27 protein-coding genes are annotated in these 24,821 nt (G+C 66.7%); 21 read left to right on the forward strand and 6 right to left on the reverse strand.

The genetic code is table 11. From position 1 onward, the window contains the following. Positions 1–152 precede the first annotated feature (152 nt). From G4223_RS19310 to cysK, 5 genes are all read left to right on the forward strand, one after another. Entirely contained in the window at positions 153–1,364 is a 1,212-nt protein-coding gene (locus tag G4223_RS19310) for an MFS transporter (protein WP_163683116.1), read from the forward strand. Positions 1,365–1,499: 135 nt separating this feature from the next. Continuing rightward, entirely contained in the window at positions 1,500–2,717 is a 1,218-nt protein-coding gene (coaBC, locus tag G4223_RS19315; protein ID WP_163683118.1) for a bifunctional phosphopantothenoylcysteine decarboxylase/phosphopantothenate--cysteine ligase CoaBC, read from the forward strand. Then, positions 2,714–3,169, forward strand: a complete 456-nt coding sequence (dut, locus tag G4223_RS19320) for a dUTP diphosphatase (protein WP_163683120.1) — start codon at positions 2,714–2,716, stop codon at positions 3,167–3,169. Before coaBC ends, dut begins: the two co-directional genes overlap by 4 nt. 18 nt (positions 3,170–3,187) lie before the next feature. Further along, positions 3,188–3,643 carry an RrF2 family transcriptional regulator gene (locus G4223_RS19325; protein WP_163683222.1) on the forward strand — a complete coding sequence of 152 codons (456 nt, stop codon included), beginning with the start codon at positions 3,188–3,190 and terminating at the stop codon, positions 3,641–3,643. A 73-nt stretch (positions 3,644–3,716) separates the two neighbouring features. After that, positions 3,717–4,664 carry a cysteine synthase A gene (gene cysK / locus G4223_RS19330; RefSeq protein WP_205762586.1) on the forward strand — a complete coding sequence of 316 codons (948 nt, stop codon included), beginning with the start codon at positions 3,717–3,719 and terminating at the stop codon, positions 4,662–4,664. A 143-nt stretch (positions 4,665–4,807) separates the two neighbouring features. On the opposite strand, the gene G4223_RS19335 is transcribed toward cysK, so the two are convergent. Next, positions 4,808–5,161: a carboxymuconolactone decarboxylase family protein gene (locus tag G4223_RS19335; protein WP_163683122.1), complete on the reverse strand. Its 354-nt coding sequence runs from the start codon at positions 5,159–5,161 to the stop codon at positions 4,808–4,810. A gap of 61 nt (positions 5,162–5,222) precedes the next feature. Beyond that, a complete protein-coding gene (locus tag G4223_RS19340) occupies positions 5,223–5,663 on the reverse strand; it encodes a nucleoside deaminase (protein WP_163683124.1) in 441 nt (146 codons plus the stop codon). Between the two features lie 75 nt (positions 5,664–5,738). Here G4223_RS19340 and G4223_RS19345 point away from each other — a divergent pair, with 75 nt between their 5' ends. From G4223_RS19345 to G4223_RS19390, 10 genes are all read left to right on the forward strand, one after another. Continuing rightward, entirely contained in the window at positions 5,739–6,458 is a 720-nt protein-coding gene (locus tag G4223_RS19345; protein WP_163683126.1) for a gamma-glutamyl-gamma-aminobutyrate hydrolase family protein, read from the forward strand. Then, positions 6,451–7,359, forward strand: a complete 909-nt coding sequence (locus G4223_RS19350; protein WP_163683128.1) for a pseudouridine synthase — start codon at positions 6,451–6,453, stop codon at positions 7,357–7,359. The genes G4223_RS19345 and G4223_RS19350 overlap by 8 nt, the downstream gene beginning before the upstream one ends. Next, positions 7,334–7,897 carry a 16S rRNA (guanine(966)-N(2))-methyltransferase RsmD gene (rsmD, locus tag G4223_RS19355; protein ID WP_163683130.1) on the forward strand — a complete coding sequence of 188 codons (564 nt, stop codon included), beginning with the start codon at positions 7,334–7,336 and terminating at the stop codon, positions 7,895–7,897. Before G4223_RS19350 ends, rsmD begins: the two co-directional genes overlap by 26 nt. Positions 7,898–8,231: 334 nt before the next feature. Continuing rightward, the gene (locus G4223_RS19360; RefSeq protein ID WP_163683131.1) at positions 8,232–9,323 is read left to right on the forward strand and encodes a hypothetical protein; all 1,092 of its coding nucleotides are present in this window, start codon (positions 8,232–8,234) and stop codon (positions 9,321–9,323) included. Positions 9,324–9,446: 123 nt separating this feature from the next. Next, on the forward strand, positions 9,447–10,616 hold the full coding sequence (locus tag G4223_RS19365; RefSeq protein WP_163683133.1) for an MBOAT family protein: 1,170 nt from the start codon (positions 9,447–9,449) through the stop codon (positions 10,614–10,616). Between the two features lie 24 nt (positions 10,617–10,640). Then, a complete protein-coding gene (locus G4223_RS19370) occupies positions 10,641–12,212 on the forward strand; it encodes an AMP-binding protein (protein ID WP_163683135.1) in 1,572 nt (523 codons plus the stop codon). A gap of 17 nt (positions 12,213–12,229) precedes the next feature. Further along, on the forward strand, positions 12,230–12,481 hold the full coding sequence (locus tag G4223_RS19375) for an acyl carrier protein (protein WP_163683138.1): 252 nt from the start codon (positions 12,230–12,232) through the stop codon (positions 12,479–12,481). Positions 12,482–12,566: 85 nt separating this feature from the next. Next, a complete protein-coding gene (locus G4223_RS19380) occupies positions 12,567–12,830 on the forward strand; it encodes an FmdB family zinc ribbon protein (RefSeq protein ID WP_338086941.1) in 264 nt (87 codons plus the stop codon). 90 nt (positions 12,831–12,920) lie between these two features. After that, positions 12,921–13,064, forward strand: coding sequence for a hypothetical protein (locus G4223_RS19385; RefSeq protein ID WP_163683140.1), 144 nt, complete (start codon positions 12,921–12,923; stop codon positions 13,062–13,064). A gap of 39 nt (positions 13,065–13,103) precedes the next feature. Continuing rightward, the gene (locus G4223_RS19390; RefSeq protein ID WP_163683142.1) at positions 13,104–13,376 is read left to right on the forward strand and encodes a (2Fe-2S) ferredoxin domain-containing protein; all 273 of its coding nucleotides are present in this window, start codon (positions 13,104–13,106) and stop codon (positions 13,374–13,376) included. On the opposite strand, the gene G4223_RS19395 is transcribed toward G4223_RS19390, so the two are convergent. The 4 genes from G4223_RS19395 to G4223_RS19410 all read right to left on the reverse strand — a co-directional run bounded on the left by G4223_RS19395 (position 13,366) and on the right by G4223_RS19410 (position 20,398). Next, on the reverse strand, positions 13,366–15,279 hold the full coding sequence (locus tag G4223_RS19395) for a TonB-dependent receptor domain-containing protein (RefSeq protein WP_163683144.1): 1,914 nt from the start codon (positions 15,277–15,279) through the stop codon (positions 13,366–13,368). The genes G4223_RS19390 and G4223_RS19395 overlap by 11 nt on opposite strands. Before the next feature lie 118 nt (positions 15,280–15,397). After that, positions 15,398–18,103 carry a DUF748 domain-containing protein gene (locus tag G4223_RS19400; RefSeq protein ID WP_163683146.1) on the reverse strand — a complete coding sequence of 902 codons (2,706 nt, stop codon included), beginning with the start codon at positions 18,101–18,103 and terminating at the stop codon, positions 15,398–15,400. Positions 18,104–18,122: 19 nt separating this feature from the next. After that, positions 18,123–18,887: a PAS domain-containing protein gene (locus G4223_RS19405; protein ID WP_163683147.1), complete on the reverse strand. Its 765-nt coding sequence runs from the start codon at positions 18,885–18,887 to the stop codon at positions 18,123–18,125. Between the two features lie 71 nt (positions 18,888–18,958). Then, complete coding sequence (locus tag G4223_RS19410; protein WP_163683149.1) at positions 18,959–20,398, reverse strand: diguanylate cyclase; 1,440 nt, start codon at positions 20,396–20,398, stop codon at positions 18,959–18,961. A gap of 273 nt (positions 20,399–20,671) precedes the next feature. On the opposite strand from G4223_RS19410, the gene G4223_RS19415 reads away from it, so the two are divergent. The 6 genes from G4223_RS19415 to G4223_RS19440 all read left to right on the forward strand — a co-directional run bounded on the left by G4223_RS19415 (position 20,672) and on the right by G4223_RS19440 (position 24,818). After that, positions 20,672–22,303, forward strand: coding sequence for a SpoIIE family protein phosphatase (locus G4223_RS19415; protein WP_241004232.1), 1,632 nt, complete (start codon positions 20,672–20,674; stop codon positions 22,301–22,303). Positions 22,304–22,382: 79 nt separating this feature from the next. After that, on the forward strand, positions 22,383–23,003 hold the full coding sequence (locus G4223_RS19420; protein WP_163683152.1) for an SIS domain-containing protein: 621 nt from the start codon (positions 22,383–22,385) through the stop codon (positions 23,001–23,003). A 128-nt stretch (positions 23,004–23,131) separates the two neighbouring features. Then, complete coding sequence (locus tag G4223_RS19425) at positions 23,132–23,416, forward strand: hypothetical protein (protein ID WP_163683154.1); 285 nt, start codon at positions 23,132–23,134, stop codon at positions 23,414–23,416. Between the two features lie 12 nt (positions 23,417–23,428). Next, positions 23,429–23,932 carry a cytochrome b/b6 domain-containing protein gene (locus G4223_RS19430; RefSeq protein WP_163683155.1) on the forward strand — a complete coding sequence of 168 codons (504 nt, stop codon included), beginning with the start codon at positions 23,429–23,431 and terminating at the stop codon, positions 23,930–23,932. Beyond that, a complete protein-coding gene (locus G4223_RS19435; RefSeq protein WP_163683157.1) occupies positions 23,929–24,342 on the forward strand; it encodes a DUF1924 domain-containing protein in 414 nt (137 codons plus the stop codon). Before G4223_RS19430 ends, G4223_RS19435 begins: the two co-directional genes overlap by 4 nt. A 2-nt stretch (positions 24,343–24,344) precedes the next feature. Then, positions 24,345–24,818, forward strand: coding sequence for a diheme cytochrome c (locus G4223_RS19440; protein ID WP_163683160.1), 474 nt, complete (start codon positions 24,345–24,347; stop codon positions 24,816–24,818). The last annotated feature ends 3 nt before the right edge of the window (positions 24,819–24,821 follow it).

Raw genomic sequence — 24,821 nt, forward strand, 5'->3', positions numbered from 1 at the left:
CGGCTGGGGGCTACCAAAATTTAGAATAACCCGAGACTGCGCCGCTGTCAGCGGTTAGAAATTCTAAGGAAACAGGCCACCAGAACTGGTTTGCGCCGCCGGTCGCCGCCCACTTAGGCTAAAGCTTCCATCTTTTGCAACGGACCCATCCCATGCGTCGCCCCCCCTGGCTCACGCCCTCGATCCTTACCATCTTCGTCGCCGGTTGCGTGATGATGAGCGTCTCCATGGGCTCGCGTCAGGCCCAAGGGTTGCTGATCGGGCCGTTGTCGGCGGATCGCGGCTGGCCGCTGGCGACGTTCTCGTTCGCGGTGGCGCTGCATAATTTGTTCTGGGGGGCGTTCCAGCCGTTCACCGGCGCCGCCGCCGACCGTTGGGGCGCCGCCCGCGTCGCCGCCATGGGCGCCTTGGCCTTCGGCCTGGGCATGATGCTGGTGGCCACCGGAAGCGAATGGGCCAGTGTGGTCGGCCTGGGGCTGGTGGCCGGGTTCGGGCTGTCGGCGACCTCTTACTCGGTGGTGCTGGGGCCGGTCGGCCGCGCGGTGGCGCCGCAATACCGCACCACCGCCATGGGTACCGGCTCGGCGCTGGGATCGCTGGGCATGATGGCCCTGATCCCGGTGTCCCAGGGCATGATCGCCAATTTGGGCGCCACCACGGCGGTATGGGTGCTGGCCTGTTTCTCGCTGGCGACCATTCCGCTGGCGCTGATGCTGCACAAGGGGGAAACGGCGGCGCGGGCCGCGGCGGCGGCCATCGTCCACCACCCGCAAAGCATCGGCGAGGCGTTGCGCGAGGCGCTGAACCACAACGGCTATCGTCTGTTGACCGCCGGTTTCTTCGTCTGTGGTTTCCAACTGGCGTTCATCGGCGTGCATCTGCCGGGGTATCTGGCGCTGTGCGGCATGACCAAGGGGGCCGGCGCCACCGCGTTGCTGGTCATCGGCGGCTTCAACGTTCTTGGCACCTATATGGCGGGACGATTGCGGGTACGCCCGAAATACCTGTTGTCGGGCATCTACCTGGCCCGCGCCGTCGCCACCTTCGCCTTCGTCATGGGACCCAAGACGGAAATCGCCCTTTTGACCTATGCCGCCGTCATGGGGCTGCTGTGGCTGTCCACGGTGCCGCCGACCACCGGCCTGATCGCCGGGCTGTTCGGGCCGCGCTATATCGGCATGCTGTTCGGCGTGGTGTTCTTTTCCCATCAGATCGGCAGTTTCCTGGGGGCCTGGCTGGGCGGCATCGTCTATGACGCCACCTTGTCCTATGACGTGATGTGGATGGCGACCGTGGCCGCCGGCGTCTTCGCCACCCTGGTTCACCTGCCGATCCGCGAGGAAAGCGTCCGGGCCGCCGCCTGAGCGGCGGCTCACGCGGAAGGTGCCCACGCGGAAGGTGCCCACGCAGAAGGTGAATGACACCGAGCACTTGCCATATCCCCGGACGGGCTTTAGGTTAACCACACCTCACGGCCCGTAATTTCCGGGGTATTTCCAGTGCTCGACGGCAAGCGCATCCTTTTGGTCATCTCGGGCGGCATCGCCGCGTACAAGACGCTGGACCTGATCCGCCGCCTGCGTGAACGCGGCGCCGCCGTGCGCTGCGTCCTGACCAAGAACGCCCAGAACTTCGTGACACCACTCTCGGTGCAGACCCTGTCGGGCGAGAAGGTGTTTTCCGACACCTTTTCCCTGACCGACGAGCACGAGATCGGCCACATCACCCTGGCACGCGATTGCGACATGGTGGTGGTGGCCCCGGCCACCGCCAATTTGATCGCCAAGATGACGACCGGACTGGCCGACGATCTGGCCTCGACCGCGCTTTTGGTCACCGACCAGCCGGTCGTGCTGGCGCCGGCCATGAATTTCCGCATGTGGGAGAACCCGGCGACCCAGGCCAATCTGGCGGCGCTGAAGGCCCGCGGCGTGCGCACGGTCGGCCCCAATTCCGGCATGCTGGCCGAGGGCGAGGCGGGCATGGGCCGCATGGCCGAACCGAGCGAGATCCTGGCCCTGGTCGAAGGCCTGCTGGCCGCCGGACCGCTGAGGGGGGTCAAGGCGCTGGTCACCAGCGGCCCGACCTTCGAGCCCATCGACCCGGTGCGGTTCATCGGCAACCGTTCCTCGGGCAAGCAAGGCCACGCCATCGCCAGCGCCCTGGCTCGGCTGGGGGCCGAGGTCACCTTGGTCACCGGCCCGGTCAGGCTGACCGACCCGGCCGGGGTAACCACCGTCCACGTGGAGACCGCGCGCGAGATGCTGGGGGCCTGCCTGGGCCGGCTGCCGGTGGACGTGGCGGTGTGCGCCGCGGCCGTCGCCGACTGGACGGTGTCCAACGCCTCCAAGGAAAAGCGCAAGAAGGAGGCCGGGGCACCGCCCCCCGCCATCGAACTGGCGCCCAATCCCGACATCCTGGCGACATTGTCCGAAAGCGGCGGCGCCAGACCGCATCTGGTGGTGGGCTTCGCCGCCGAAACCGAAAGGGTCCTGGAGCATGCCGGCGCCAAGCTGGAGCGCAAGGGCTGCGACTGGATCGTCGCCAACGACGTCTCGCCGGCCACCGGCACCTTCGGCGGCGACTTCAACACCGTGCACCTGATCACCCGTGCCGGGACCGAACCGTGGCCGCGCGCCTCCAAGGCGGACGTGGCGGAACGGCTGGCCTGGCGCATCGTCGACGCCCTTGGGGGCCACAAAGGAGAACAAGAATGACCGTGACCGTCGCCATCCAGCGGTTGCCCCACGCCGCCGACCTGGCGCTGCCCCGTTACGAGACCGAGCACGCCGCCGGCATGGACCTGTCGGCCTGCATTCCGGCCGACATCACCCTGGCACCGGGCAAGCGGGCGCTGATCCCCACCGGTTTCGCCATCGCCTTGCCGCCCGGCACCGAGGCCCAGGTGCGGCCGCGTTCCGGTCTGGCGGCCAAGCACGGCATCACCGTACTCAACGCGCCCGGCACCATCGACGCCGATTATCGCGGCGAGATCGGCGTCATTCTGATCAACCACGGCGACGCCGCCTTCACCATCAGCCGCGGCATGCGCATCGCCCAGATGGTGGTGGCCCCGGTGGTCCAGGCGGCGCTGGCCGAGGTCGAGGAACTGCCGGCCAGCGAACGCGGCGCCGGCGGCTTCGGCTCCACCGGCACCGGCAAGGCGTAAGGGAGAACCGCCATGTCCATGCTGCGTCCGTCGAAAAAGATGCTGTTCGCCATCGAGGCGGTGCTGGACATCGCCTACCACGCCGGCGGCGAACCGGTGCAGAGCCGCGAGATCACCCGGCGTCAGGGCATCCCGCGCCGCTATCTCGAACAGACCTTGCAACAATTGGTGCGGTCGGGCCTGTTGGTCGGCGTGCGCGGCCCGCGCGGCGGCTATCGGCTGGCGCGGGAACGCCGCCGTATCTCGGTGGGCGAGATCGTGCGGGTGGTCCGCGCCATGGAAACCCCCGAGGACCCGTACGAGGACATGCCCGCGTCGGAATTGGGCAAGAACGTCATCCGCCCCATGTGGGCCGATTTGGCCGAGGAAATCATGACCCGGCTGGATGCCATCACCATCGACGATCTGTGCATGCGCTCCTACAAGTCGGGCATCCCATCGGAAGCCCATGCCAAGTTGGATTTCATCATCTGAGTCTTGCTCCCGCGTTTTGATGGTGTAAACTGTATTTAATGTGTGAATTACACCTCAAACGCGGGGAATTGACATGAGCGAGTTTCGCGGTCGCATCTACGACTCCATCATCGACACCATCGGCGCCACGCCGCTGGTGCGCTTCAAGAAGCTGGGCGCCGAAGCCGGTTCCCAGGCCGACATCGTCGGCAAGCTTGAGTTCTTCAACCCGCTGGCCTCGGTCAAGGACCGCATCGGCTTCGCCATGGTCGAAGCGGCGGAACAGGCCGGCGCGCTGACTCCCGGCGCCACCATCGTCGAGCCGACCTCGGGCAATACCGGCATCGCGCTGGCCTTCGTCGCCGCCGCCAAGGGCTATCGCCTGATCCTGACCATGCCGGAAAGCATGTCGCTGGAGCGGCGCAAGATGCTGACCCATCTGGGCGCCGAGATCGTGCTGACCCCGGCATCCAAGGGCATGACCGGCGCGGTCAAGGAGGCCGAGCGTCTTCAGGGCGAAATCCCCGGCGCGGTGATCCTTCAGCAGTTCAAGAATCCCGCCAACCCGGCCATCCACGAACGCACCACCGCCCAGGAAATCTGGAACGACACCGACGGCAAGATCGACATCCTGGTGTCGGGCGTCGGCACCGGCGGCACCATCACCGGCATCGGCCGGGCGCTGAAGGCCAAGAAGCCCGGCCTCAAGGTGGTGGCGGTCGAGCCCGAGGACAGCCCGGTATTGTCGGGCGGCGCCCCTGGCCCGCACAAGATTCAGGGCATCGGTGCCGGCTTCGTCCCCGACATCCTGGACAAGGGCGTGGTTGACGAGATTCTTCAGATCGGCAACGAAACCGCCTTCGCCACCGCGCGCAAGGCCGCCAAGCTGGAGGGCATTCCGGTCGGCATTTCGTCGGGCGCCGCCCTGGCCGCCGCCATCGAACTGGGCTCGCGCCCCGAGAACGCCGGCAAGCTGATCGTCGCCATCATCCCCAGCTTCGCCGAACGCTACCTGTCCACCGCCCTGTTCGACCAGGCGTAAGGACGGTTTTAAACAAACACCCCCGGCTGCGGATGCGGCCAGGGGTGTTTTGTTTTTGACACGGATGGACACGGGCGCCTGCGGCGCACACGGACAGGAACGATCCGTGTTTATCCGTGTCCATCCGTGTCGGTCATAAAGGCTCAGGCGTTCTTGGCCGCCATGTGCTGGTCATAGGCCTGGAGCGCCAGGGCGGCGTACATCAGCGACGGACCGCCGCCCATGTACACGGCCATGCCGGCCACTTCCATCAGTTCCTCGCGGGTGGTGCCCAGGTCGATGGCGGTCTTGCTGTGAAAGGCGATGCAGCCGTCGCAGCGACAGGCGATGGCGATGCCCATGGCCACCAGTTCCTTGGTCTTGGCATCCAGCGCGCCGTCGGTGCCGGCGGCCTTGGCCATGGCGGAAAAGCCCTTCATCACGTCGGGGATACCGCCGCGCAGCTGACCAAGAACACCCGACAGCTCCTTTGCCAGAGCCGGCCAATCATGAGACATGGGAAGATGCTCCATTCTGCAAACAGGTTGGCCATTCCATAAGATTTTTCTAATTCGATGTCTAGCGCCGTTCCTGAAAGAACGCGCGCAGCAGGGTTGCGCATTCGCTTTCCCTGATTCCCCCCACCACTTCGGGACGATGGTGGCAGGTGGCGTGGTCGAAAATCCGGGGACCGTGCTCGACACCGCCGCCCTTGGGGTCGTAGGCCCCGAAATACACCCGTTTCAGGCGGGCGAACGAGATCGCCGCCGCGCACATGGGGCACGGCTCCAAGGTGACGTAAAGATCGCAATCGCCCAGACGCGGCGAGCCGGCCTGGGCGGCGGCGGCCCGCAGAACCAGGATTTCGGCGTGCGCGGTGGGGTCGGCCAGTTCCTCGACCCGATTGCCGGCGGCGGCGACCACCCGGCCGTCGCGCACCAGGACGGCCCCCACCGGCACCTCGCCGCGACGGGCGGCGGCACGGGCTTGCTCCAGGGCGTGTTCCATGAAATCGCTCATGGTTCTGATCTAACACATTGCGGACGCGGTGACAGGGCTCTATAGGAAAGCGCCGGCACCCGAGAGGACTCCCGCATGACATCCCGCCCCGCCATCGGCGTCACCCTCGATTGCGAGGACGCCGGCGGATATTCCGCCTTTCCCTGGTATGCGCTCAGACGCAACTACGCCGACGCGGTGACGGCGGCCGGCGGATTGCCGCTGGCCCTGCCGCACGAACCCGATCTGGCCGAAGCCTATCTTGAGCGGATCGACGGCCTGGTGCTGACCGGCGGCGCCTTCGACGTCGATCCCGCCCTGTTCGGCGCGGACGCCCGCCATCCGTCGGTGACGGTGAAAAGACGCCGCACCCAATTCGAACTGGCGGTCCTGAGGGGCGCGTTGCAGCGCGACCTGCCGGTCCTGGGCATTTGCGGCGGCATGCAATTGCTGAACGTCGTCTTGGGCGGAACCCTGATCCAGCACATCCCCGACGCGGTCCCAGACGCGCTTGCCCACGAACAGCCCACCCCGCGCGACCGCCCCGGCCACGACGTGGCGCTGGTTCCCGGAACCCACCTGTCGCGGCTGGCTGGGTGCTTGCGCCTGAAGGTCAACAGCAGCCATCATCAGGCGATCGCGCAATTGGGCGACGGCTGCGTGGCCAACGCCCACGCCCCCGACGGCGTGGTCGAAGGCATCGAGGTCCCGGCCAGAACGTTCTGTATCGGCGTGCAATGGCACCCGGAATTCCACGTCAGTACGGCGGATGCCGCGCTGTTCACCGCTTTCATCGAGGCCTGCCGCCATGACTGAAGAAAAAACCGCCGAAAAAGGTGCCCCCGAAAAAGGTGAACGCATCGCCAAGCGTCTGGCCCGTGCCGGATTGTGTTCGCGCCGCGACGCCGAGCGCTGGATCGCCGAGGGCCGGGTCAAGGTCAACGGCCGCACGCTCGACACCCCGGCCTGCGTGGTCCAGGCCAACGACCTGATCGTGGTGGACGGCAAACCCATCGCCGAACCGGAACGCACCCGCGTCTGGCGCTATCACAAGCCCGCCGGGCTGATGACCACCCACAAGGACCCGGAAGGGCGCCCCACCGTGTTCGAACGCCTGCCCGAGGGCATGCCGCGCGTCATCTCGGTGGGACGGCTGGATTATGCGTCCGAGGGGTTGCTGTTGCTCACCAACGATGGCGAACTGGCGCGCAAGTTGGAACTGCCCAGCAATTCGTGGATCCGCCGGTATCGCGTGCGCGTGCATGGCGAGGTCGATCCCGAACGTCTGCTGGAACTGGAAAAGGGCATCACCATCGACGGCGTGCGCTATGGTTCGATCAAGGCCCTTCTGGATCGCCAGAAAGGCGCCAACGCCTGGGTCACCGTCTCGATCCGCGAAGGCAAGAACCGCGAGGTCCGCCGGGTGTTCGAACACCTGGGCTGGCCGGTGCTGCGACTGATCCGTGTCGCCTATGGCCCATTCCAGTTGGGCAGCCTTGAGGAAGGCGCGGCCGAGGAAGTGCCGGCCAAGGTGTTCAAGGAGCAATTGGGCCTGGAACAGGGCAAATGGGCCAAGGTCCAGGCCGACGAGCATCCCGAACTGCCCCACGCCCCCGGTGCCCGCAAGGGCGGCCGCACCCGCACCGAAGGCGGCAAGGACCGCCCCTTCGCCGAAGAGAAGAGGGGGCCCCGTGCGGATCGTCGGCGGAAGCCATAAGGGCCGGCGGCTGACCGCACCCGACGGCCGGGTGACCCGGCCGACCTCGGACCGCGCCCGCGAATCGCTGTTCAACATCCTGGCCCATTCCGCCCTGGTGGAGTTGGAGGGCGCCTGCGTCCTGGACGCTTTCGCCGGGTCCGGGGCGCTGGGGCTCGAGGCGTTGTCGCGCGGCGCCGGCCATGTCTGGTTCCTGGAAAAGCACCCATCCGCCCTGGCGGCCATCAAGGCCAATGTCGCCGAATTGCGTGAGGAGGCGCGCGCCACCATCCTCCGCGCCGACGCCACCAAGCCGCCGCCGGCGATCCACCCCTGCAATCTGGTGCTGTTGGACGCGCCTTACGACAAGAACCTGTCCACCCCCTGTCTTGCCGCCCTGGCGGCCAAGGGCTGGCTGGCGCCCGCGGCGCTGGCGGTGGTCGAGGTGGCGGCACGGGAGAGCCTGTCGCTGCCCGAGGGTTTCGCCCTCGAGGATGAACGCACCTATGGCGCGGCCAGGGTGGCGTTCATGGTGTACCAGCCCAAGACCGCCGCCTGAGGCGAAAACACGACACGCCGTTCATTGTTGGCATGAAACGCCGGATTCCAGGCTCTTTTGACGCCTGCGGCTCGCCATGCCCATGGCATCCCGTAAAAGGGGAATTGTATACAGAATTATGCATTCATAAGATCGAATATACTTTTGTCGATATTCGCTAAAATTGTATTTGACTATCGGTTAAACACCCTATACATATTCGCCCAGCCACCGACGATCCCCGAAGAATCGGGCTATCGGGCTGAACCAACAACGATTTGAAGAGTGTGCACCGGCAGGGAAAGTCTGCTCGGGCCAGTGCTTTTGCATCCAACGTTACGCACAGGAGTGCGCAATGAACGCCCCCTATTTTGGTACTCATCCCGCCGGCAAGGCACTGACCGGCTTCTTCGCGACCGCGCTGCGGTCGCGCGTGGTGGTGGCGACCGCAATCGCCACCGTGGCGGCGCTGACCGCCGCCGCCGCGATAACCATCGATTCCCGCTACCTCGCTCAAGGCGCCGGCACGGCCTTTTGGCCGCGCAACGCCATCGACGACTACGCTTTCGCCTCGACCGCCGCCCAGCGCGTCGGCGCCATCGCCCAGGGTCGCCCGACCATGGTGCTGGTTGGCACCGCCGCCATGCGCGAGGGACTGCTTCCGGCCGGCGACATCGAACACCGCCTTCGTCAGCGGCTGGGCCGCGAGATGCCGGTGGTCAACCTGTCCACCGGCGGCCAATCGCCGCTGGAAGCCGCCGGCCTGATTTTCGAGGCGGCGCCCCAGGCCAAGGGCACCTTGGTCCTGGCGGTCAGCCCGTCGCGCATGTCCGCCTCGGGCGGCGAGTTGCAGAAACTGCTCGACCACCCCCGCCTGGCCTTCATGAACGACGGCATCCGCCGCGAGGCCGAGGCCCTGGGCCTCAAGGTGCCGGCACAGCGCGGCGTCTACCTGCTGGACAACCTGCAATTCTATGTGGTGCGCGCCCCCAGCTTCGTCGCCAATCTGCTGACCGGCACCAAACCGGTCAACGACGAGCAGACCTATCTCGGACGCGGCCACCAGGACGCCGAGGAATGGGACAAGGACACCCGCATCCTGGCCCAGCGCCTGTCCGGCTACGACCGCAACTTCACGGCCAACATCGCGCCTTACCGCCGCATCGTGCGCTGGATCAAGGACAACCACCTGCCGTGGAACGTGGTGTTGCTGGAAATCCCGCTGAACCCGCGCGCCCTGGCCGAGGCCACCGGCCCGGACTTCTATCCCGCCCACATCGCCAACATGCGCAAGTTCTGCGCCGAGGAAGGCTGCACCTACGTCAACAGCAACCCCCGCAAGCTGTTGGCCGAGGAACATTTCTTCGACTGGTCGCATCTGTCGTCGCAGCGCGGCAAGGAGATCTTCACCGACGCCTTCCTGGACGACATCGCGGAGACATTGTGATGACCACCTTCAAGCACTTCCTGACCGGTCTTGCCCTGGGTGGGGCCGTGTTCCTCTCCGCCGCCGCCATGCTGACGCTGAGCTCGGGCGCCGCCATCTTCAAGTATCAGGGGTTCTAGACCCATGTTCGCCTCTCTCACCTTCTGGGGGCTGGTGCCCCTGTTCGCCGGCGCCAACCTGCGCCTGGGCTCGCAAGTCCGCGCCCTGGTCCTGGCCGCGCTGTCGCTGGCGCTGATCCTTTATCTCAACCCGCTGGGCGGCACCTGGCTGGCCGCCCTGGTGGTCGCCGTCCATCTGGTGCTCCAGGGGGCCGAACGCCTTGACGGCCGGGCCCGCAAGACGCTGATCTGGGCCGCGGTGGCGGCGATCGTCGTCAACCTGGCGCTGTTCAAGTATCTGCCGACCGGCGGCGACGGCTGGGTGGCCACCATCGGTTTCCCCCTGGGCATCAGCTTCCTGTCGTTCCGGCTGATCCACGTCCTGGTGGAATTCGACCGCGGCATGCTGCCGAAGATGACCGCCGCGGAATACTTCCTGTACGCCTTTTTCTTCCCCATCTGGATCGCCGGCCCCATCGAGCGCGTCGATCACTTCCTGAAGGGCCGGGCCGAACATGTCGGCGCCGACGACCTGACCATGGGCGCCAACCGGGTGCTGTGGGGATTGGTCAAGGTGTTCTTCATCTCCAAGACCCTGTTGCCGACCCTTTACGGCCTGGGCCAGACCCCGGACGCGGTGGCGGTCGGCGTCGACAGCCTGGGCGTGATCGACACCTGGCGCTATCTGCTGGTCACCTATCTGATCCTTTATTGCGACTTCTCGGGCTATTCCGACCTGGCCATCGGCCTGTCGCGGCTGTTCGGGTTCAAGATCGTCGAGAACTTCGCCTTCCCGTTCCTGGCCACCAACATGTCCGATTACTGGCGGCGCTGGCACATCAGCCTGGCCCAATGGTGCCAATCCTACGTCTACATGCCGGTGCTGGCCCGCACCCGGCGGCCCAACGTGGCGCTGTTCTCGTCCTTCTTCGTGATGGGCGTGTGGCACGCCGCCAGCCCGCACTGGATCCTGTGGGGCATGTGGCACGCGCTCGGCGTCACGATCTACCGCTATTGGGACCGCTTCCGGCGCCAGCAGTTGAAGTTCGTCGACACCACCCACCGGGGTTACGTGCTGGCGGCCAACGCCCTGACCCTGGCCTGGGTGCTGTGCACCGGCGCCTTCACCAGCCTGCACGGACTGGCCCCCATCTCCACCTCTTTCGCCCTTCTCGGCAAGGCCATCGGCCTCTAAGCCCTACGACGGAGAATTCCCCCCATGTCTTCGCGTAATCTCTATGAAGTGCTGGCCGAGACGGCCTCGCTGCATCCCCACGCCCCGGCCGTCGAGCACGGCCAGACCGTCGTCACCTACGCCCAGATGCTGTCCCAGGTGAACGACCTGCGCGACAAACTGCTGGCCCGCGGCGTCCAGCCCGGCGACCGGGTGGCGGTGATGGTCGGCCGCGACGTCCACGAACCGGCGCTGTTGTTCGCGCTGTCGGCCTGCCGCGCGGTGTTCGCCTCGCTCAACCGATTGTGGAAGCCGGCCCAGGTGGCCTATGCCCTGCGTTATCTGCGTCCCGCGTTCTTCGTCACCGGCAAGACCATGGCGGCACAGATGACCGCGTGCGGCGACTATGTCGCCCCGCCCGGCGGCGTCGTGGTCATGGAAGACCTGTTGCAGATCGCCCCGCCGTCGATCCGGGTGACGCCGCCGACACCGTCGGTACTGGACCTGGGCGCCATCATCTTCACCTCGGGATCGTCGGGCCAGCCCAAGGGCGTGATGCATTCCAACGCCAGCCTGCTGCGCTGGACCGAAAGCACCGTGCGCTATCTCGGCAACCGTCCCGGCGACCGGGTGCTGGCGATCCTGCCCCTGGCCTTCGGCTATGGTCTCAACCAGCTTTTGTCCATGGTCCATTGCGGCGGCTGCTACCGCATCTCGCAATCGGTGCTGATGGGCGACGTCATCCGTGAACTGGCCCAGCATTCCGTCACCGGACTGGCCGGTATTCCCAATTTCTGGCGCGATTTCACCCGTGCCCTGCCGGGCGTGGGCATCGCGTCCAGCGAATTCAGCCTGCGCTACGTCACCAACGCCGGCGGCCATTGCCCCTCCAGCGTGCTGGCCGAGGTTCGCGCCCAGATCGAACAGACCGACGTCTACCTGATGTACGGCACCACCGAGACCTTGCGCTCGGCCTATCTGCCGCCGCATCTGTTCGAGTCCAAGATGGGCGCCATCGGCGTCGCCGTGCCGGGAGCCCAGGTGCTGTTGGTCGGCGCCGACGGCTTGCCGTGCCGGCCGGGCGAGGTGGGCGAGATCGTCCATCGCGGCCCCACCGTCGCCCAGGGATATTTCGGCGCGCCGCCCGAGACGCCGTGCGACCGTTTCCGCCCGGCGCCCGAATGGCTGCCCGACGTGCAGGCCGGCGAAAAGGTGTGCTTCACCGGCGATCTGGCCCGCCAGGACAACGACGGCATCTTGTGGTTCGAAAGCCGCCGCGACCGCCAGCTCAAGATCAACGGCTTCCGCATCAGCCCGACCGAGATCGAGGACGTCACCAAGCAATTGCCATTCGTCGACGATGCGGTGGCGGTGTGCGTCAAGTCCGACGACAAGCCCGAGGCCATCCATCTGGCGGTGGCTCTGCGCGACGACGCGCAAAGCCTGAGCGAGGACGAGGTCACCCGTTTCCTGCGCTCGCGCGTCGCCAACTACATGGTGCCGGCCAAGGTGCATTACTGGCCCGATGCGTTCCCCCGCACCGCCAACGGCAAGACCGATTACGGCACCATCCAGCGCCTGCTGAACCTCGACCATCCCTTGAAACAATCCGCCTGAACAAGGAGACCCAGACCATGAGCCTTTCCCGTGATTCCCTGATCGCCCTGATCCAGGAGCTGACTCCGGTTCCCGGCCTCGACTCCGACACCATCGCCGCCAGCGAGGAATTGCTGACCGGCGGCATGATCGACAGCCTGGGCCTGATGCAGATCATCGAGGCCATCGAGCGCGCCCTGGGCAAGTCGGTGCCGCCCGGCGCCATCTCCATCGACAACTTCAACTCGCTGACCGCCATCGAGGCGCTTCAGGCCAAGCTGGCGGCCTAATACATGGCGTTCCGGCCATGACGTTTCCGGGGCGGCGGCATGCCCGCCGCCCATATTTTCATCACTTCATAAAAATGATACCAATGTGGGCAGACGTTTTGACCGCGAGGCCCCCATGCCGTTCTTCACCTACCATTGCTCAGGCTGCGACAGCGTGTTCGAGACGCTGGTGCGCGGCGACGAAACCCCCGTCTGCCCGTCTTGCGGCAGCAGCGCGATGGAACGCCAGATGTCGGCCGCCACCGTCCACGGCAAGACCAAGGCGGCGATCGGCGCCGCCCGCTCACAGGCGGCACGCGAAGGCCACTTCAGCAACTACAGCAAGTCGGAACTGCGCGGAAAATTGTGAGCGCGGCGCAAGCCTGACCAACTTGTAAGAAGATTCAGCGACAGCGTTTACGCTAGGATGCCCCTTTGTGCGCGCCCCAAAGGTACCCCGATGAGCGTCAAGAACGATTCCGCCTCCACCCCGCCCCGCATGGCCCCCCAGGCCAACCACAACCTGTCGTGGATCGCCATGGTGGCGATGGCCGCCATGTGTTTGGCGGTGCTGGTCTACGCCGCCTCGATCAACCTGGACTAGGGGCGGTTCCGGCTTCCCGGAACCGGTTCGGCCGTGCCCATGCCGCCCACCCTTTTCGTCTGTACCCACCGCCGCCTGGGCGCGGCCTCGTGCGGCAGCAACGGCGGTGAGGAATTGTGCGATTCGCTGGCGGCCGAAGTCGCGGCGCGGGGTCTTGACTGGCGGGTACAAACCGTCGCCTGCCTGGGACGATGCAGCGAAGGCCCCAACATGCGCGCGGCGCCGGCCGGTCCCTTCATGAAGGGTTGCCGGCCCGAGGCCGCGCACGCGGTGGTGGAACGATTGCTGGCCGAATGGCCGGTTAAAAGCTGACCATCGCCCGCAGCGTCAGCGTGCGCCCCGGCGCGTTGGGCATCACGCCCAGCGAGGTGTTGGGCACCGCCTTGATGTGTTCGCGGTAAAGCTTGTCGAACAGGTTGTCGATGCCAATCCCCACCGCCGCGTTGGTTCCGATGTTGAGCCCGGCATAAAGGTCCACGGTGGCGAAGCCGCCGGCCGGCCCGGCGGTGTCCAGCCCCGAACCGTCGCCCAGGTCGGAATCCACCGCCCGCTTGGCGGCGACCATCCGCAGACGTCCCCCTACGTTCCACCCCAGGTCGTCGTCGCCGCCGAAGGTGTCGAGGAACAGATTGGCCTCGAACGGCGGCATTTGGTAAAGCGGCCGGCCGTCGCTCAGGTTGCGCCCGCGCTGGCCTGTCAGGTTCAGCCGCACCGCCAGATGTTCGGCCGGGTTGACCTGGATGTCGGCCGAAACGCCGCTGACGGCGGCATCGACGTTGCGATAGACCTGGCCGCCGCTGGTCGAGACCACCCCCGTCTGGCCGCGTGCCCAATCGATGCTGACGAAATCCTCGATCCGGTCGTGCCAGACGCTGCCGGAGACCTTCCAGGCGCCGGCCGGCGAGGCGCGGCCATAGCCGCGATGGCCGTTCCCTTCGACACTGGCGCCGGTCTCGGCCTTGTAATGCCGTTCCGGCCGCAAGGTGGGGTTGCCCACCTCGACCAGGGCGGCGGGACCGCCGTTGCCGCTGTAGCGTTCGGCGTGGTCGGGGCTGCGGACCATGCGCGACAGGTCGAGGAACCCCAGGCTTCCCTCTGCCAGCCGCCGCTCGCCCCGCAACCGGCCGCTGATATTGTGATCCAGGGAATCGTTGTCGATGCCGGGGCCGTAGGTTGCTTCGTAAAGCTGTTGCGCCGACTGGGCGAACACCGCCACCGGGGCGTTGGGCACGGTGTGGGCGTCGGCCGCGCTCATGGACACCAAGTCATAGCGCAGGCCGGCCTGGATCTCGCCCTTTTCGAAACGGCGGGTATGTTCGGCCCACAGGCTGGCGCGGTCGAGTTCCACCCCCGGCACCCAATAGCCGGTAATGACCGCCGGCCCGTAATCGCGCCCATAACGGGTGGCGGCGTGGGTCTGATGCGATATCTCGCCCCCGAACAAGGTGCGGCTGGCCGCTTCGTCATGGGCCGCCCAGCCGTTGGCCCGCATCCCCCGGTGCAATCCGTCGGCGTAAAGGCGGACCGACGGCGCGGCCCGCAGATTGTAGTTGTCGGCGTCGAGGTGCAGATAGAACACTGCCGCCTGGGCGCCCGCATGGTTGAACCATCCCGGCAACGAGCGGGTCTCGACGGTGGCGCGGCCGCCGCCCTGATCCAGATAGCGCAGGTCGAGACCGTAATTCAGCAGTTTGGCGTCTTCCAGCACGTCGCGGGCGAAACCGATGGTGACCTGGGTGTCCTCTTGCCGGCCGAAACGCCCGCCCAGCCATTCGCTTTCGCGCTCATAGCCGAAATTCAGCTTGGTTCCGGCACCGTCGCGATAGGCGTGCCCGCTTTCGCCACGCGCCGCCGCAGCCGCGACCCAACCGTCGCCGGCCGCCCGCAGCCGCAGGGCCTGAACCGCCGTCGAACCTTCGGACAATCCGGCCATGGCGTGCACCGGCTGGGGAGCGGCGGCAAGATGGTCGAACGCCGGCTGATAGGGGGAAAGCCGCTGGTCACGATAAAGAAAGGTGGTCTGTCCCCCCAGCGCGTCCTCATAGGCGATAAGGTCCGGGGGAGTTCGGCCGGCGTGGCGGGGCAAGACACGGGTATCGACGAAGGGATCGGCCGCCGCGGCCATGTCCACCCCACCCAAGCCGGCAACCGCCAGCAACAAGGACACCCGTACCCCGCGACCCCGCATCCCTTGCCCGCCCTTGATCCAGATCATCACCTCAGGTGCCAAATGACGGAAGTGCGCCGCAAGACACAAGCAGACTTTTGCGGAATTCCATTCATTCCGCATTCCGCTTCTGTTGATCAGCGTCTCATCAAGCGGTTATCCGCGTCTAAAGCACCATGTCCACGCGCGGAACCGCCGTTTCCTCAGTCTCGACCCGCGACCGGCAAACGAACAGCCGGCCGGGATCGATGCCGCCCTGTTCCGCCAGGAACGCCTTGGCCGCCTGGGCGCGGGAATCGGCCAGCCGCAACAGCCGGTCGCGCTCGGACATCTGGGCTTGCGCCCCCGGGTCCTTGCCCACCAACTGCCGCAGCCGGGCGACCAGACCTTGCTGCCGTTCGGCCAACGCGGGAGCATCGGCCGCCTGGGTGGCGACGCCGCACAGCGTCAGGGTGACGCCGTCATGGTCCTTCATCAACCCGGCCACCGCCGCGAGACGTTCATGGCCGGTCTCGTCCAAGGTGGCCAGTCCCGGCGCGAAGCCCAGCGGTTCCAGGGCAAGCCGGCGGCTTTCCGCATCGTCGATCACCAGACTGATCAGCCCGGCCAGCGGAAACGCCACCTTGAGCGTGGTGAACACCGCCGTCTGCAAGGCGCCGCCCACCGCTTGGCCGACCGCGTCGCTGATGTCGAAATTGGGGTTGGAAAGGTCGCCGCCCACCGGGATGGACAGGCGGATGCGGTCCTGCCCATCGCGCAACAGGTCCAGCACCGTCTCGACCGGCATGTCGGCGCTTTTGGCCAGGGGCGTGTCGGGATCGGGCTGGGCGATGAAGAACTGCGACAACAACAGGTTCAGGTTGCCGGCCAGCTTGCCTTGGTCGGCGGTCATGGCGATGTCGGCGTCCAATTGTCCGGTCTGGACGTGGACGCCCAGGGCGTCGGCCACATAGGCCGACAACTGCGTCAGTTCCAATGCCTTCAGATTGGCCTTGAGCGTGCCGTCGGGAACGGCGGCGAACGGCCGCACCCGACCCTCGGCGGCGATCTGGGCCACCCCCAGCCGCGCCTTGGCGGTGAACGGCGACTGGCGGTCGGGCCGGGCGGTGTCGAGAGCGTCGGCGGTGACGTCCACGTCGTCGAACCGCAAGCTGACCGGTTCGGCCAACGAACGGTCGCGGAAATCGACCCGGCCGTCGCCGATCCTGAACCGGCCCAGCGCCAGCTTGGGCAAGGACGCGGCGCCGCCGCCCCCGTCCCCCGCCGCCGACAGACCAAGGATGCCGTCGGCGGTGCGGGTGACGCGGGCCCGCGCCCCGTCCAATGTCAGGGCCGAAGCGGCCATGGCGCCGTCAGCGGCAAGGCTGGCCCGTTCCAGGACCACCCGCCGGGCTTCCAGCCGGGGACGGAACGGGTCCTTGCCGGTCTGAGCCAACGCGGTCAGCTCCTGCGCCTCCAGCCGTCCCAGGCTGGCGCCGGCACCCGGCGCCAACTTGATGTCGCGCAGGTCCAGCTTCCTGGCGGTCAGCCATTCCCGCCCCGGCGACCGCAAGGCCAATTGTTCGGCCTCGGCTGTCATGGCGCCGGCCAGGGGGGGCAACATGCCGGTCGGCCGGGCGTGTTCGAACATCCCTTCGGTGGCCACCCGCTCGGCGTTCAGGGAAACATCCCCCATGGTCAGGGCGGCGCCGGTCACCTCGGCCCGGCCTTCGGCATGGACGAAGGAGGTCGCCTGGGCGGCGAAATCGAAGCGGGTGCTGCCGGTCCAATCCAGCGAAGCATGTTCGATGCGGATGCCGGGCGCCGCCACCCGGTGACGGTCGGCATGCAGGCCGCCACGCCACGACAGCTTGCGCCCCTTGCCGTCCCAACCGGCCTCGGCCGCCGCCAGCTTGGCGGAATCGGCGGCGAAGGTAGTGACACCGCCGTCTTCCAGTTCGATGCTTTGACCGCCCAGCGTCCCGGCCAACGCCACCTTGTCCCCGTCCCAACGCAGCGAATCGAGGGCCAGCGACACCTGCTTCGCCGCGAAACGGACGGTGCCGTCCGTCCAGCCGCCATCATGCCAGGTGGCGGTCCCCGACGCGCCGAGCGGCGCCGCCATGCCACCGGACAGCTTGGCGTCAACATCCAGCCGGCCGGAAAGCGCGCCGCCACCGGCTTGACGCACCACGTCGGCCACCGCCGCCAAGACGAAGCCGTCAACCCGGACCTGGGCGGCGAAGGCCGGCTCGGTGGCGAACGGCGTCGCCGTCCCCTGGATCGCCACCGTCGCGCCGTTGATCCGGCCGGTCAGGGCATAGCGGACCGGCGTGTCGGGTTCCCAACTGCGCAAATCCTGGATGTCCAGCCGGTCGACCTCGACCACCGCCTGCAACGGCCCGTCGGCCACGTGAATGCGGCTGTCGGCCAGCGACAGGGCGGTGACGTCATAGCTCCACAGCGGCCCCGTGGACTCGCCGCCGCTTACCGTCAGCGGCAGGCCATTGACCACCACGGTCTCGCCCTGGCGGACGACGTCAACGTCCACCCCCGACAGGTTCAGCCGTTCCACCGACACCCGGCGGGAAAACAGCGGTTTCCAGCGGAACCGCAGGTCAAGGCCGCCAATGCCCAGCATGCTGCCCAAATCGTCGCCGGCTTGAAGCTCGCGCACCACCACCGCGCCCTTGAACAGCGACAAATCGGCCGAGAACACGGTGACCCGCGGCCAGCCCACCTCGTGCAGCGCCCGCACCAGCCCGTACCGCAATCCCCAGCCGGGCAGCCACATGCCACCCGCCGTCATCAGCGCCGTCGCCACCAGCACCACCGCCGCCCATATCGTGCGACGACGGGTCCAGAAAACCGAACGACCACCGAATTGCGTCACGCCTTCACCTTTCTTTGCCTCAGGAAACGGCCACCGCCTCGACCATCACCTCCAGGCCCTGGGACAACGGCACCAGGGTAAAGCGGGCCTGGACCCGGATCGGCACCTTGTCCACCCCCAACAGCATGAACGGCACCGGACGCCCATCCTCGGCCAGGGCGCGCAGGGTGTCGGCATCCAGCGACAGGCCGTCGGGCAGTTGCACCAGCTCGGCGAAAGGACGGCCCACCACCTGATCGGGGCCCGAGGCTCGCCACAGGGCCACACCGGCGCGGTTGACATAGCGGACCACGCCGTCATGAATCTGGCAGGCCAGGTTCATGCCGTTGTCGACCAAAAGACGGAAACACAGGTCGGTTTCGTGCAGACGTTCGGCCGCCGCCACCTCGACAGCCAACTCGCGGCACACCACAACGGTGGCGTCGGGCGCGATCTCGCGGGCGCGGAACACCTGCATCTCGACCGCCTTGGCCGTCTTGTCGAGCGCCTGGATGCGGGTCGGCACGGCCTTGTCCTCGCTGGCCATGCCCGACAGGAACAGTTTCAGCATGCTGCCGTATTCGGGAACCAGGAACTCGTCCATGCGCCGGCCCACCAGTTCCTCGGTGGTATCGGCGCCCAGCATGCGGGCACCGGCACCGTTGATGGCGGTGATCGCCCCGGCCCGGCACAGACAGACCAGATCGCGGCTGACCTCCAGGATGTCCATGAGCCCGCCGTCGAAGCGCGGACCGCGACGGCGGCGCTCCCTGGCGAGGTCGATGACGTTGTCGCCCGGCTCCAAATTCTGTCCCTTTCCTCCGTCCTGTCTTAGGGAGGTAAACCTTTCCGTCACAGGCATCAACCCCGGCGACATCAGGCAGCGGGCACGGGGGCCATTTCGACGCGGTTGCGTCCCGTTTCCTTGGCCGCGTAAAGGGCTTGGTCGGCCCGGCTCATCAAATGCTCGAAGGTCGTCTCGACCGAGCGTTCGGCGACGCCGACGCTGACCGTGACCCGCAGGTCGCCGCCGGCCAACGGCACCACCATCTCGGCCACCGCCCGCCGCAGGCGCTCCGCCAGCCCCAGCGCCCCGGCGCTGGCGGTCTGCGGCAACAGGGCGGCGAATTCCTCGCCGCCCAGGCGGGCGAAGATGTCCACCTCGCGCAGGTTGGCGCGGCACACCTCAACCGTCTTGCGCAACACCTCGTCGCCCAGCGCGTGGCCGAAACGGTCGTTGACCCGCTTGAAATGGTCGATGTCGATCATCAGCAATGACAGGGAGCCGCCGTAGCGCACGGCACGTTCCATTTCCTGGGAGGCCGCCGACAGGAAATAACGGCGGTTGAAGGCCCCGGTCAACGGATCGACGGTGGCCAACCGCCGCAATTCCCGCTCCAGCCCCTTGCGTTCGGTGATGTCGGTGGCCACCGCCACCACGCCGCGAACGCCGCCGCCACCGTCACCGCGCCGTACCAGCGATTTCGACACCATCAGCGAACGGGCCATGCCGGTGATGTCGGGCAGCGCCATCTCATAGGACATGCGTTCGGCGCGGCCGGACAACAACATGTCGTCGGTGTCGTTCTCCTCGGCCGGCAATCGTTCGCCCAGCACCTCGGTGCCGGTGCAACCGTGCCAACAGGTGGGACCGATGTCGAAGAACTCGCGGAAGGCACGGTTGTAAAGGCGATAACGGCCGTGCTCGTCCTTGTACCAGACCGGGCTGGGCAACAATTCCACCAGACTTTCGGCGAAGGCCCGCGCCTCTTCGAACTCGGCGGTGCGTTCGGCGACCCGCGTCTCCAGCGTGGTGTTCAGACGTTCGATGGTGGTGATGTGTTGCCACGACCGCAGCGCGGAGACCACGGCGGTAAACATCTTCTGCGCCGTCAATTCGGTCTTCGAGCGGTAATCGTTGATGTCGTAATCCAACATGACCCGGCGTTCCGGCGCCTCGCCCGGCTGGCCGGTGCGCAGGATGATGCGCAAGGACAGGTTGCCCAGGGTCTCGCGGATGTAACGGGCGAGTTCCAGCCCGGCGATGTCGGTTTCCATCACCACGTCGAGCAGCATGATCGGCACGTCGGGATGGGTGGCCAGCAATTCGCGCGCGTCGGCGGCGGAATAGGCGCTCAACACCTCGAAACTGCGGCCCTGGAAGTCGAAATCGCGCAGCAGCACGCGGGTCATGGTGTGAACCTGGGGGTCGTCGTCCACCACCAGCACCGGCCATGGCACCTCGGCGGATTCCGCCTTCTCGGTGCGGGCGCCGCGCAGACTCAGTCGTTGTTTCGGCACGGACGATTCATCCATTCTTTCCTCTGGCCCTGTCCTTGTCTTTGCCGTCGAGACGACATCCTGACAGTTCTACCAGATTATTGTGAAACACAAGCCCAGCTCCCGCCACCGGCTTGTTCCCCCTTCCTGTGACAAAATATGGCGTCGCAGCATGTGGGCTCTGGACGATTCCGCGGGAATTCCCCAAAATGATCAGGTCTTTGACGGACACCATTTCGAGGGACGCCACCCGACGTGCACCAAGCCAGGCCCCCGGTTGCCCCCCAGCGCATGAGCGGAAACGCGAAAATGCGTATGCTGGACGGCCTTTCCTTCAAACAGGCTTTCGCCACGCTGGCCATCGCGCTGGTGCTGGGCTTGCTGTCGTCCGCCTATGAGCTTTTGTCCGATTACCGCGCCATGCACGATCAGGTACGGCGCGCCTATGCCGCCAACCTGCAACTGGTGCGCGGCCTGGCGGTCGAGGCCGCCTATCAGTTATCGGCGGAACTGGCCGGCGAGGTGGCGCGCGGCCTGCACGAGGACCCGGCGGTCATCGAGGTGACGCTGACCGACAATTACGGCGGACGGCTGGGCGGGGCCGACCGGCCGCTGGTCGCCACACCGCTGCCCAGCCTGGCCCGCGACCTGTTCGGCGACATCGCCGATTATTCCCTGACTCTGGAAACCCGCGCCCCCGATGGATCGATGTCGGTCGTCGGCCGGCTGGACCTCAAGCTCGACACCGGCCGCCTGCTCAACACCTGGCTGGACCGGGTGTTGCAGACCATGTGGTCGGGCGCGGCGCGGGCCATCTTGTTGTGCGTGTTCGTGGTCGCGGTGTTCTACGCCATGATCACCAAGCCGTTGCTCAAGATCACCGCCGCCATCGCCAAGGTCGATCCGGCCCGCCCCGGCGCCTTCCTGATCGAGCTGCCGCCCAAGCACGACCGCGACGAATTGGGCGTCCTGGTCGGCACCATGAATTCCATGCTGGTGGAAAGCCAGGACGGGCTGGACGGCCGCGACAAGGCCGAAGCCGAACTGGCCGCGCTGGCCCGCGACCTGGAACGCCGGGTCGAGGAACGTACCCACGAACTGGCCCGCGAGAAAGAGGGCGTGGAGCGCGCCCTGGCCCAGCTCAACGTCGCCAACGCCGAACTGGAAAAGGCCAACCGCTTCATCAACGACGGCATCCGTTACGCCAGCCGCATCCAGACCGCGCTGTTGCCCGACCAGGGCGCGCTGGTCGGATTGGTGGACGAACTGGCGGTGGGCTGGCAACCCCTGGACATCGTCGGCGGCGACTATTACTGGGCCGGCGCCTTCGGCAACAAGGGCGTCATCGCGGTGATGGACTGTACCGGCCACGGCGTGCCCGGCGCCTTCATGACTGCGGTGGTGGCGTCGAGCTTCAGCCGCATCCTGCATCACCACGGCCACGACGACCCGGCCGAGATGCTGACCCAGTTGAACCGGCTGGTGAAGACGGCGCTTCGTCAGGACCGCGACAGCGCGGTCAGCAACGACGGTCTGGACGCCGGTATCTGCGTGCTCGACCGCGACCGCGGCACCATCACCTTCGCCGGCGCCAACCTGCCGCTGCTGGTGGCCGAGGACGGCGCCTTCCACCTGTTGCGCGGCGACCGCATGAGCCTGGGTTACCTCGACAGCCCCGAGGATTACCGCTTCACCGCCCGCGAGATGCCGTTCCGCAAGGGCAACGCCTTCTACCTGTTCACCGACGGCGTCACCGATCAGGTGGGCAGCGAGGTGCGGCAATTGTTCGGCCGCAAGCGGCTGCAACAGGTGTTGACCGAAGTGGCCGACCGGCCGCTCAACGAACAGATGGACGTCCTGTTCCAACGGCTGGCGCAATGGCGCGGCGACGAACGCCGCCGCGACGACATGACGTTCCTGGCCTTTCGCCCGCAGGTCTGAAAAGGCCGCTTTCCACTTGGGAACGCGGGGGCAATCTGCTAACAACGACAGCTTCGTTGTTTTCCGGGCCGTACCGCCAATGACCTTTCCCGACCAGCCCTTCGACAGCATCGCCAGCTTCTTCGACGCCTATGCCGAGCAGATGCGTCAGGCTTTGGCGTCGGTGTCGCGCGCCTCTCTCGATGCCGCCCAGGCGATCCTGGCCGAAGCGGTCGGCCGCGACGCCCAGATATTCTCTTGCGGCAACGGCGGTTCGGCGGCCATCGCCAACCATCTGGTGTGCGACCACGCCAAGGGTATCGGCTCGGATACCGGCTTGCGGCCGCGCGTGCAAAGCCTGTCGTGCAACGTCGAGGTGATGACCGCGGTGGCCAACGACATTTCCTATGCCGACGTGTTCTCGTGGCAGGTGGGACAGTTCGCCCGCGCCGGTGACGTGCTGATCTCCATCAGTTCCTCGGGCGATTCCGAGAACGTGGTGCGCGCGGTCCAAACGGCCCGCGACATCGGCATGAAGACCATCGCCCTGACCGGTTTCGCCGGGGGGCGAAGCGCCACCCTGGCCGACGTCAGCATCCACGTGACCGCCGACAATTACGGTGTGATCGAGGACGTGCACCAGTCGATCATGCATGTCCTGGCGCAGTTCGTCCGCCTGCGCCACATGCCGGCCCAACTGGTGGCCTCGCGCAAGTTCTGACCCTCGTTTCAGAGTTTTCCCCATCTCGACCGCATTCGCCAACCTGAACGGCGGATGAACGGCTCCCTCAGGCTGCGTTCAGGCAACCCTTGCTAGGGTTTGTCCAACGACAGCCAAGGAGCACGACGATGCTTGGAAAAATGCTTATTCACGGTCTGGCCGCCGCCGCGTTGATCGGCTCGGCCGCCTATGCCTACGCCGAAACCCGGAACAACGCGCCGTTTCCCGCACAGGCCGCACAGCAACAGCAGGTCACGCCGGGCCAGACGGGCGACGCCGTCGCCACTCAGGCCCGTGACAACGGCTACCTGACCGCCCCCCGCCAGGACCGCAAGGAACTGGAGCGGGCAAAGAAGCACGAAAAGCGCCACGACAAACGCCATCGTGACGACGACGACGGCGACGACGACTGAGCGGAGGAAACCATGTCCCCGCGCATGCAGCATCTGTTGCTCAAACTGTGGCACGCCTGGGTCGGCGGCGGTTTCCTGGTCGCCTATGTGACGGCGGACGAAGACACCTACGCCATGCACCAGTTCGCCGGCTACGCGGTCCTGGCCGCGATCGTCGCACGCTTGCTGGCGGCCATGGCGGCACCATCGGCGGGGCCGCTGCGCCTGCCGCGCCCCAGTCTGGGCGCGCTGGCCGGCTGGCTGACCCAACGCCGGGGCCGCCATCCGCTGTTCGCATGGTTCGCGGTGACGTTGCTGGCGGTGGTCGGCATGGTTGCCCTGTCGGGGGCCGGCGCGGACTTCGTCACTTGGCTGGAGCATCCGCACGAAGCGGTGGCCGAAGCCTCGCTGTGGCTGATCTTCGCCCACATCGCCTTCGTCGTTTACGTCTATGGCGGCAAACGCCTGTGGGCCCGCCTGACCGACGCCCTGAATGGTCCGCGTGCCGCCTCGCAAGTCAAGGAACCGATCCGATGAAACGTATCCTCGCCGCCGCCCTGGTGCTGGCGCCGGTGGCCGCCATGGCCGCCGGTTCCGCCCACGATCTGGTGCTTTCCCACTATGCCGTCCAGGCGAAACAGGCGGATTCCGCCTTCGCCGGCTTTTCCGCCCAGCGCGGCGAAACCCTGTTCCGCACCCAATGGGCCAAGGGCGACGCACGCACGCCGTCTTGCACGTCCTGCCACACCGACAATCCCCGCGATCCCGGCCGCAACGCCAAGACCGGACGGCCCATCGACCCGGTGGCGGTGTCGGCCAATCCCAAACGCTTCACCGACCTGGATCAGGTGGAAAAGCAGTTCGGCCGCGATTGCAAAAGCGTGCTGGGCCGCGAGTGCACGCCCCAGGAAAAGGGCGACTACGTCACCTTCATGACGGGGCAATGACCATGCGAACCAACCTTTTGCGACTGTGTCTGTTTGCCGCCCTGGTGCCGGCTCCGGCCCTGGCCGGCGACGATTGGGTACCGCCGGTCAAGGACCCGCTGGTGCTCAAGGAATGCGGCGCCTGCCACATGGCGTTCCAGCCGGCCTTCCTGCCCGCGCGGTCGTGGAACCGCATGATGGACGAACTGGCCGACCATTTCGGCGAGGACGCCAGCTTGCCCGCCGACAAGGTCCAGGCCATCCGTGCCACCTTGACCGCCAATGCCGGCGACGTGGTCGGCCAGGGCCGGGCCCGCAAGTACATGCAATGGGTCGCCCCCAACGGCACGCCGCAACGCATCACCGAGAACCCCGATTTCGAGCGCAAGCACCGCAAGATTTCCGACCGGACCTGGAAGGACCCCAAGGTGGTGACCAGATCAAACTGCCCGGCCTGCCATCGTGGTGCCGACCAGGGCTATTACGAGGATGACTGAGGA

The organism is Magnetospirillum aberrantis SpK (genome assembly GCF_011022235.1).
Taxonomy (GTDB): Bacteria; Pseudomonadota; Alphaproteobacteria; order Rhodospirillales; family Magnetospirillaceae; genus Magnetospirillum; species Magnetospirillum aberrantis.

Bases quoted from the DNA above. Each gene is read 5' to 3' on its own strand.
- G4223_RS19310 (WP_163683116.1), top strand. From the start codon at position 153: ATGCGTCGCCCCCCCTGGCTCACGCCCTCGATCCTTACCATCTTCGTC.
- dut (WP_163683120.1), top strand. From the start codon at position 2,714: ATGACCGTGACCGTCGCCATCCAGCGGTTGCCCCACGCCGCCGACCTG.
- G4223_RS19325 (WP_163683222.1), top strand. From the start codon at position 3,188: ATGCTGCGTCCGTCGAAAAAGATGCTGTTCGCCATCGAGGCGGTGCTG.
- cysK (WP_205762586.1), top strand. From the start codon at position 3,717: ATGAGCGAGTTTCGCGGTCGCATCTACGACTCCATCATCGACACCATC.
- G4223_RS19335 (WP_163683122.1), bottom strand. From the start codon at position 5,161: ATGTCTCATGATTGGCCGGCTCTGGCAAAGGAGCTGTCGGGTGTTCTT.
- G4223_RS19340 (WP_163683124.1), bottom strand. From the start codon at position 5,663: ATGAGCGATTTCATGGAACACGCCCTGGAGCAAGCCCGTGCCGCCGCC.
- G4223_RS19345 (WP_163683126.1), top strand. From the start codon at position 5,739: ATGACATCCCGCCCCGCCATCGGCGTCACCCTCGATTGCGAGGACGCC.
- G4223_RS19350 (WP_163683128.1), top strand. From the start codon at position 6,451: ATGACTGAAGAAAAAACCGCCGAAAAAGGTGCCCCCGAAAAAGGTGAA.
- G4223_RS19360 (WP_163683131.1), top strand. From the start codon at position 8,232: ATGAACGCCCCCTATTTTGGTACTCATCCCGCCGGCAAGGCACTGACC.
- G4223_RS19365 (WP_163683133.1), top strand. From the start codon at position 9,447: ATGTTCGCCTCTCTCACCTTCTGGGGGCTGGTGCCCCTGTTCGCCGGC.
- G4223_RS19370 (WP_163683135.1), top strand. From the start codon at position 10,641: ATGTCTTCGCGTAATCTCTATGAAGTGCTGGCCGAGACGGCCTCGCTG.
- G4223_RS19375 (WP_163683138.1), top strand. From the start codon at position 12,230: ATGAGCCTTTCCCGTGATTCCCTGATCGCCCTGATCCAGGAGCTGACT.
- G4223_RS19385 (WP_163683140.1), top strand. From the start codon at position 12,921: ATGAGCGTCAAGAACGATTCCGCCTCCACCCCGCCCCGCATGGCCCCC.
- G4223_RS19390 (WP_163683142.1), top strand. From the start codon at position 13,104: ATGCCGCCCACCCTTTTCGTCTGTACCCACCGCCGCCTGGGCGCGGCC.
- G4223_RS19395 (WP_163683144.1), bottom strand. From the start codon at position 15,279: ATGATCTGGATCAAGGGCGGGCAAGGGATGCGGGGTCGCGGGGTACGG.
- G4223_RS19410 (WP_163683149.1), bottom strand. From the start codon at position 20,398: ATGGATGAATCGTCCGTGCCGAAACAACGACTGAGTCTGCGCGGCGCC.
- G4223_RS19415 (WP_241004232.1), top strand. From the start codon at position 20,672: ATGCGTATGCTGGACGGCCTTTCCTTCAAACAGGCTTTCGCCACGCTG.
- G4223_RS19420 (WP_163683152.1), top strand. From the start codon at position 22,383: ATGACCTTTCCCGACCAGCCCTTCGACAGCATCGCCAGCTTCTTCGAC.
- G4223_RS19425 (WP_163683154.1), top strand. From the start codon at position 23,132: ATGCTTGGAAAAATGCTTATTCACGGTCTGGCCGCCGCCGCGTTGATC.
- G4223_RS19430 (WP_163683155.1), top strand. From the start codon at position 23,429: ATGTCCCCGCGCATGCAGCATCTGTTGCTCAAACTGTGGCACGCCTGG.
- G4223_RS19435 (WP_163683157.1), top strand. From the start codon at position 23,929: ATGAAACGTATCCTCGCCGCCGCCCTGGTGCTGGCGCCGGTGGCCGCC.
- G4223_RS19440 (WP_163683160.1), top strand. From the start codon at position 24,345: ATGCGAACCAACCTTTTGCGACTGTGTCTGTTTGCCGCCCTGGTGCCG.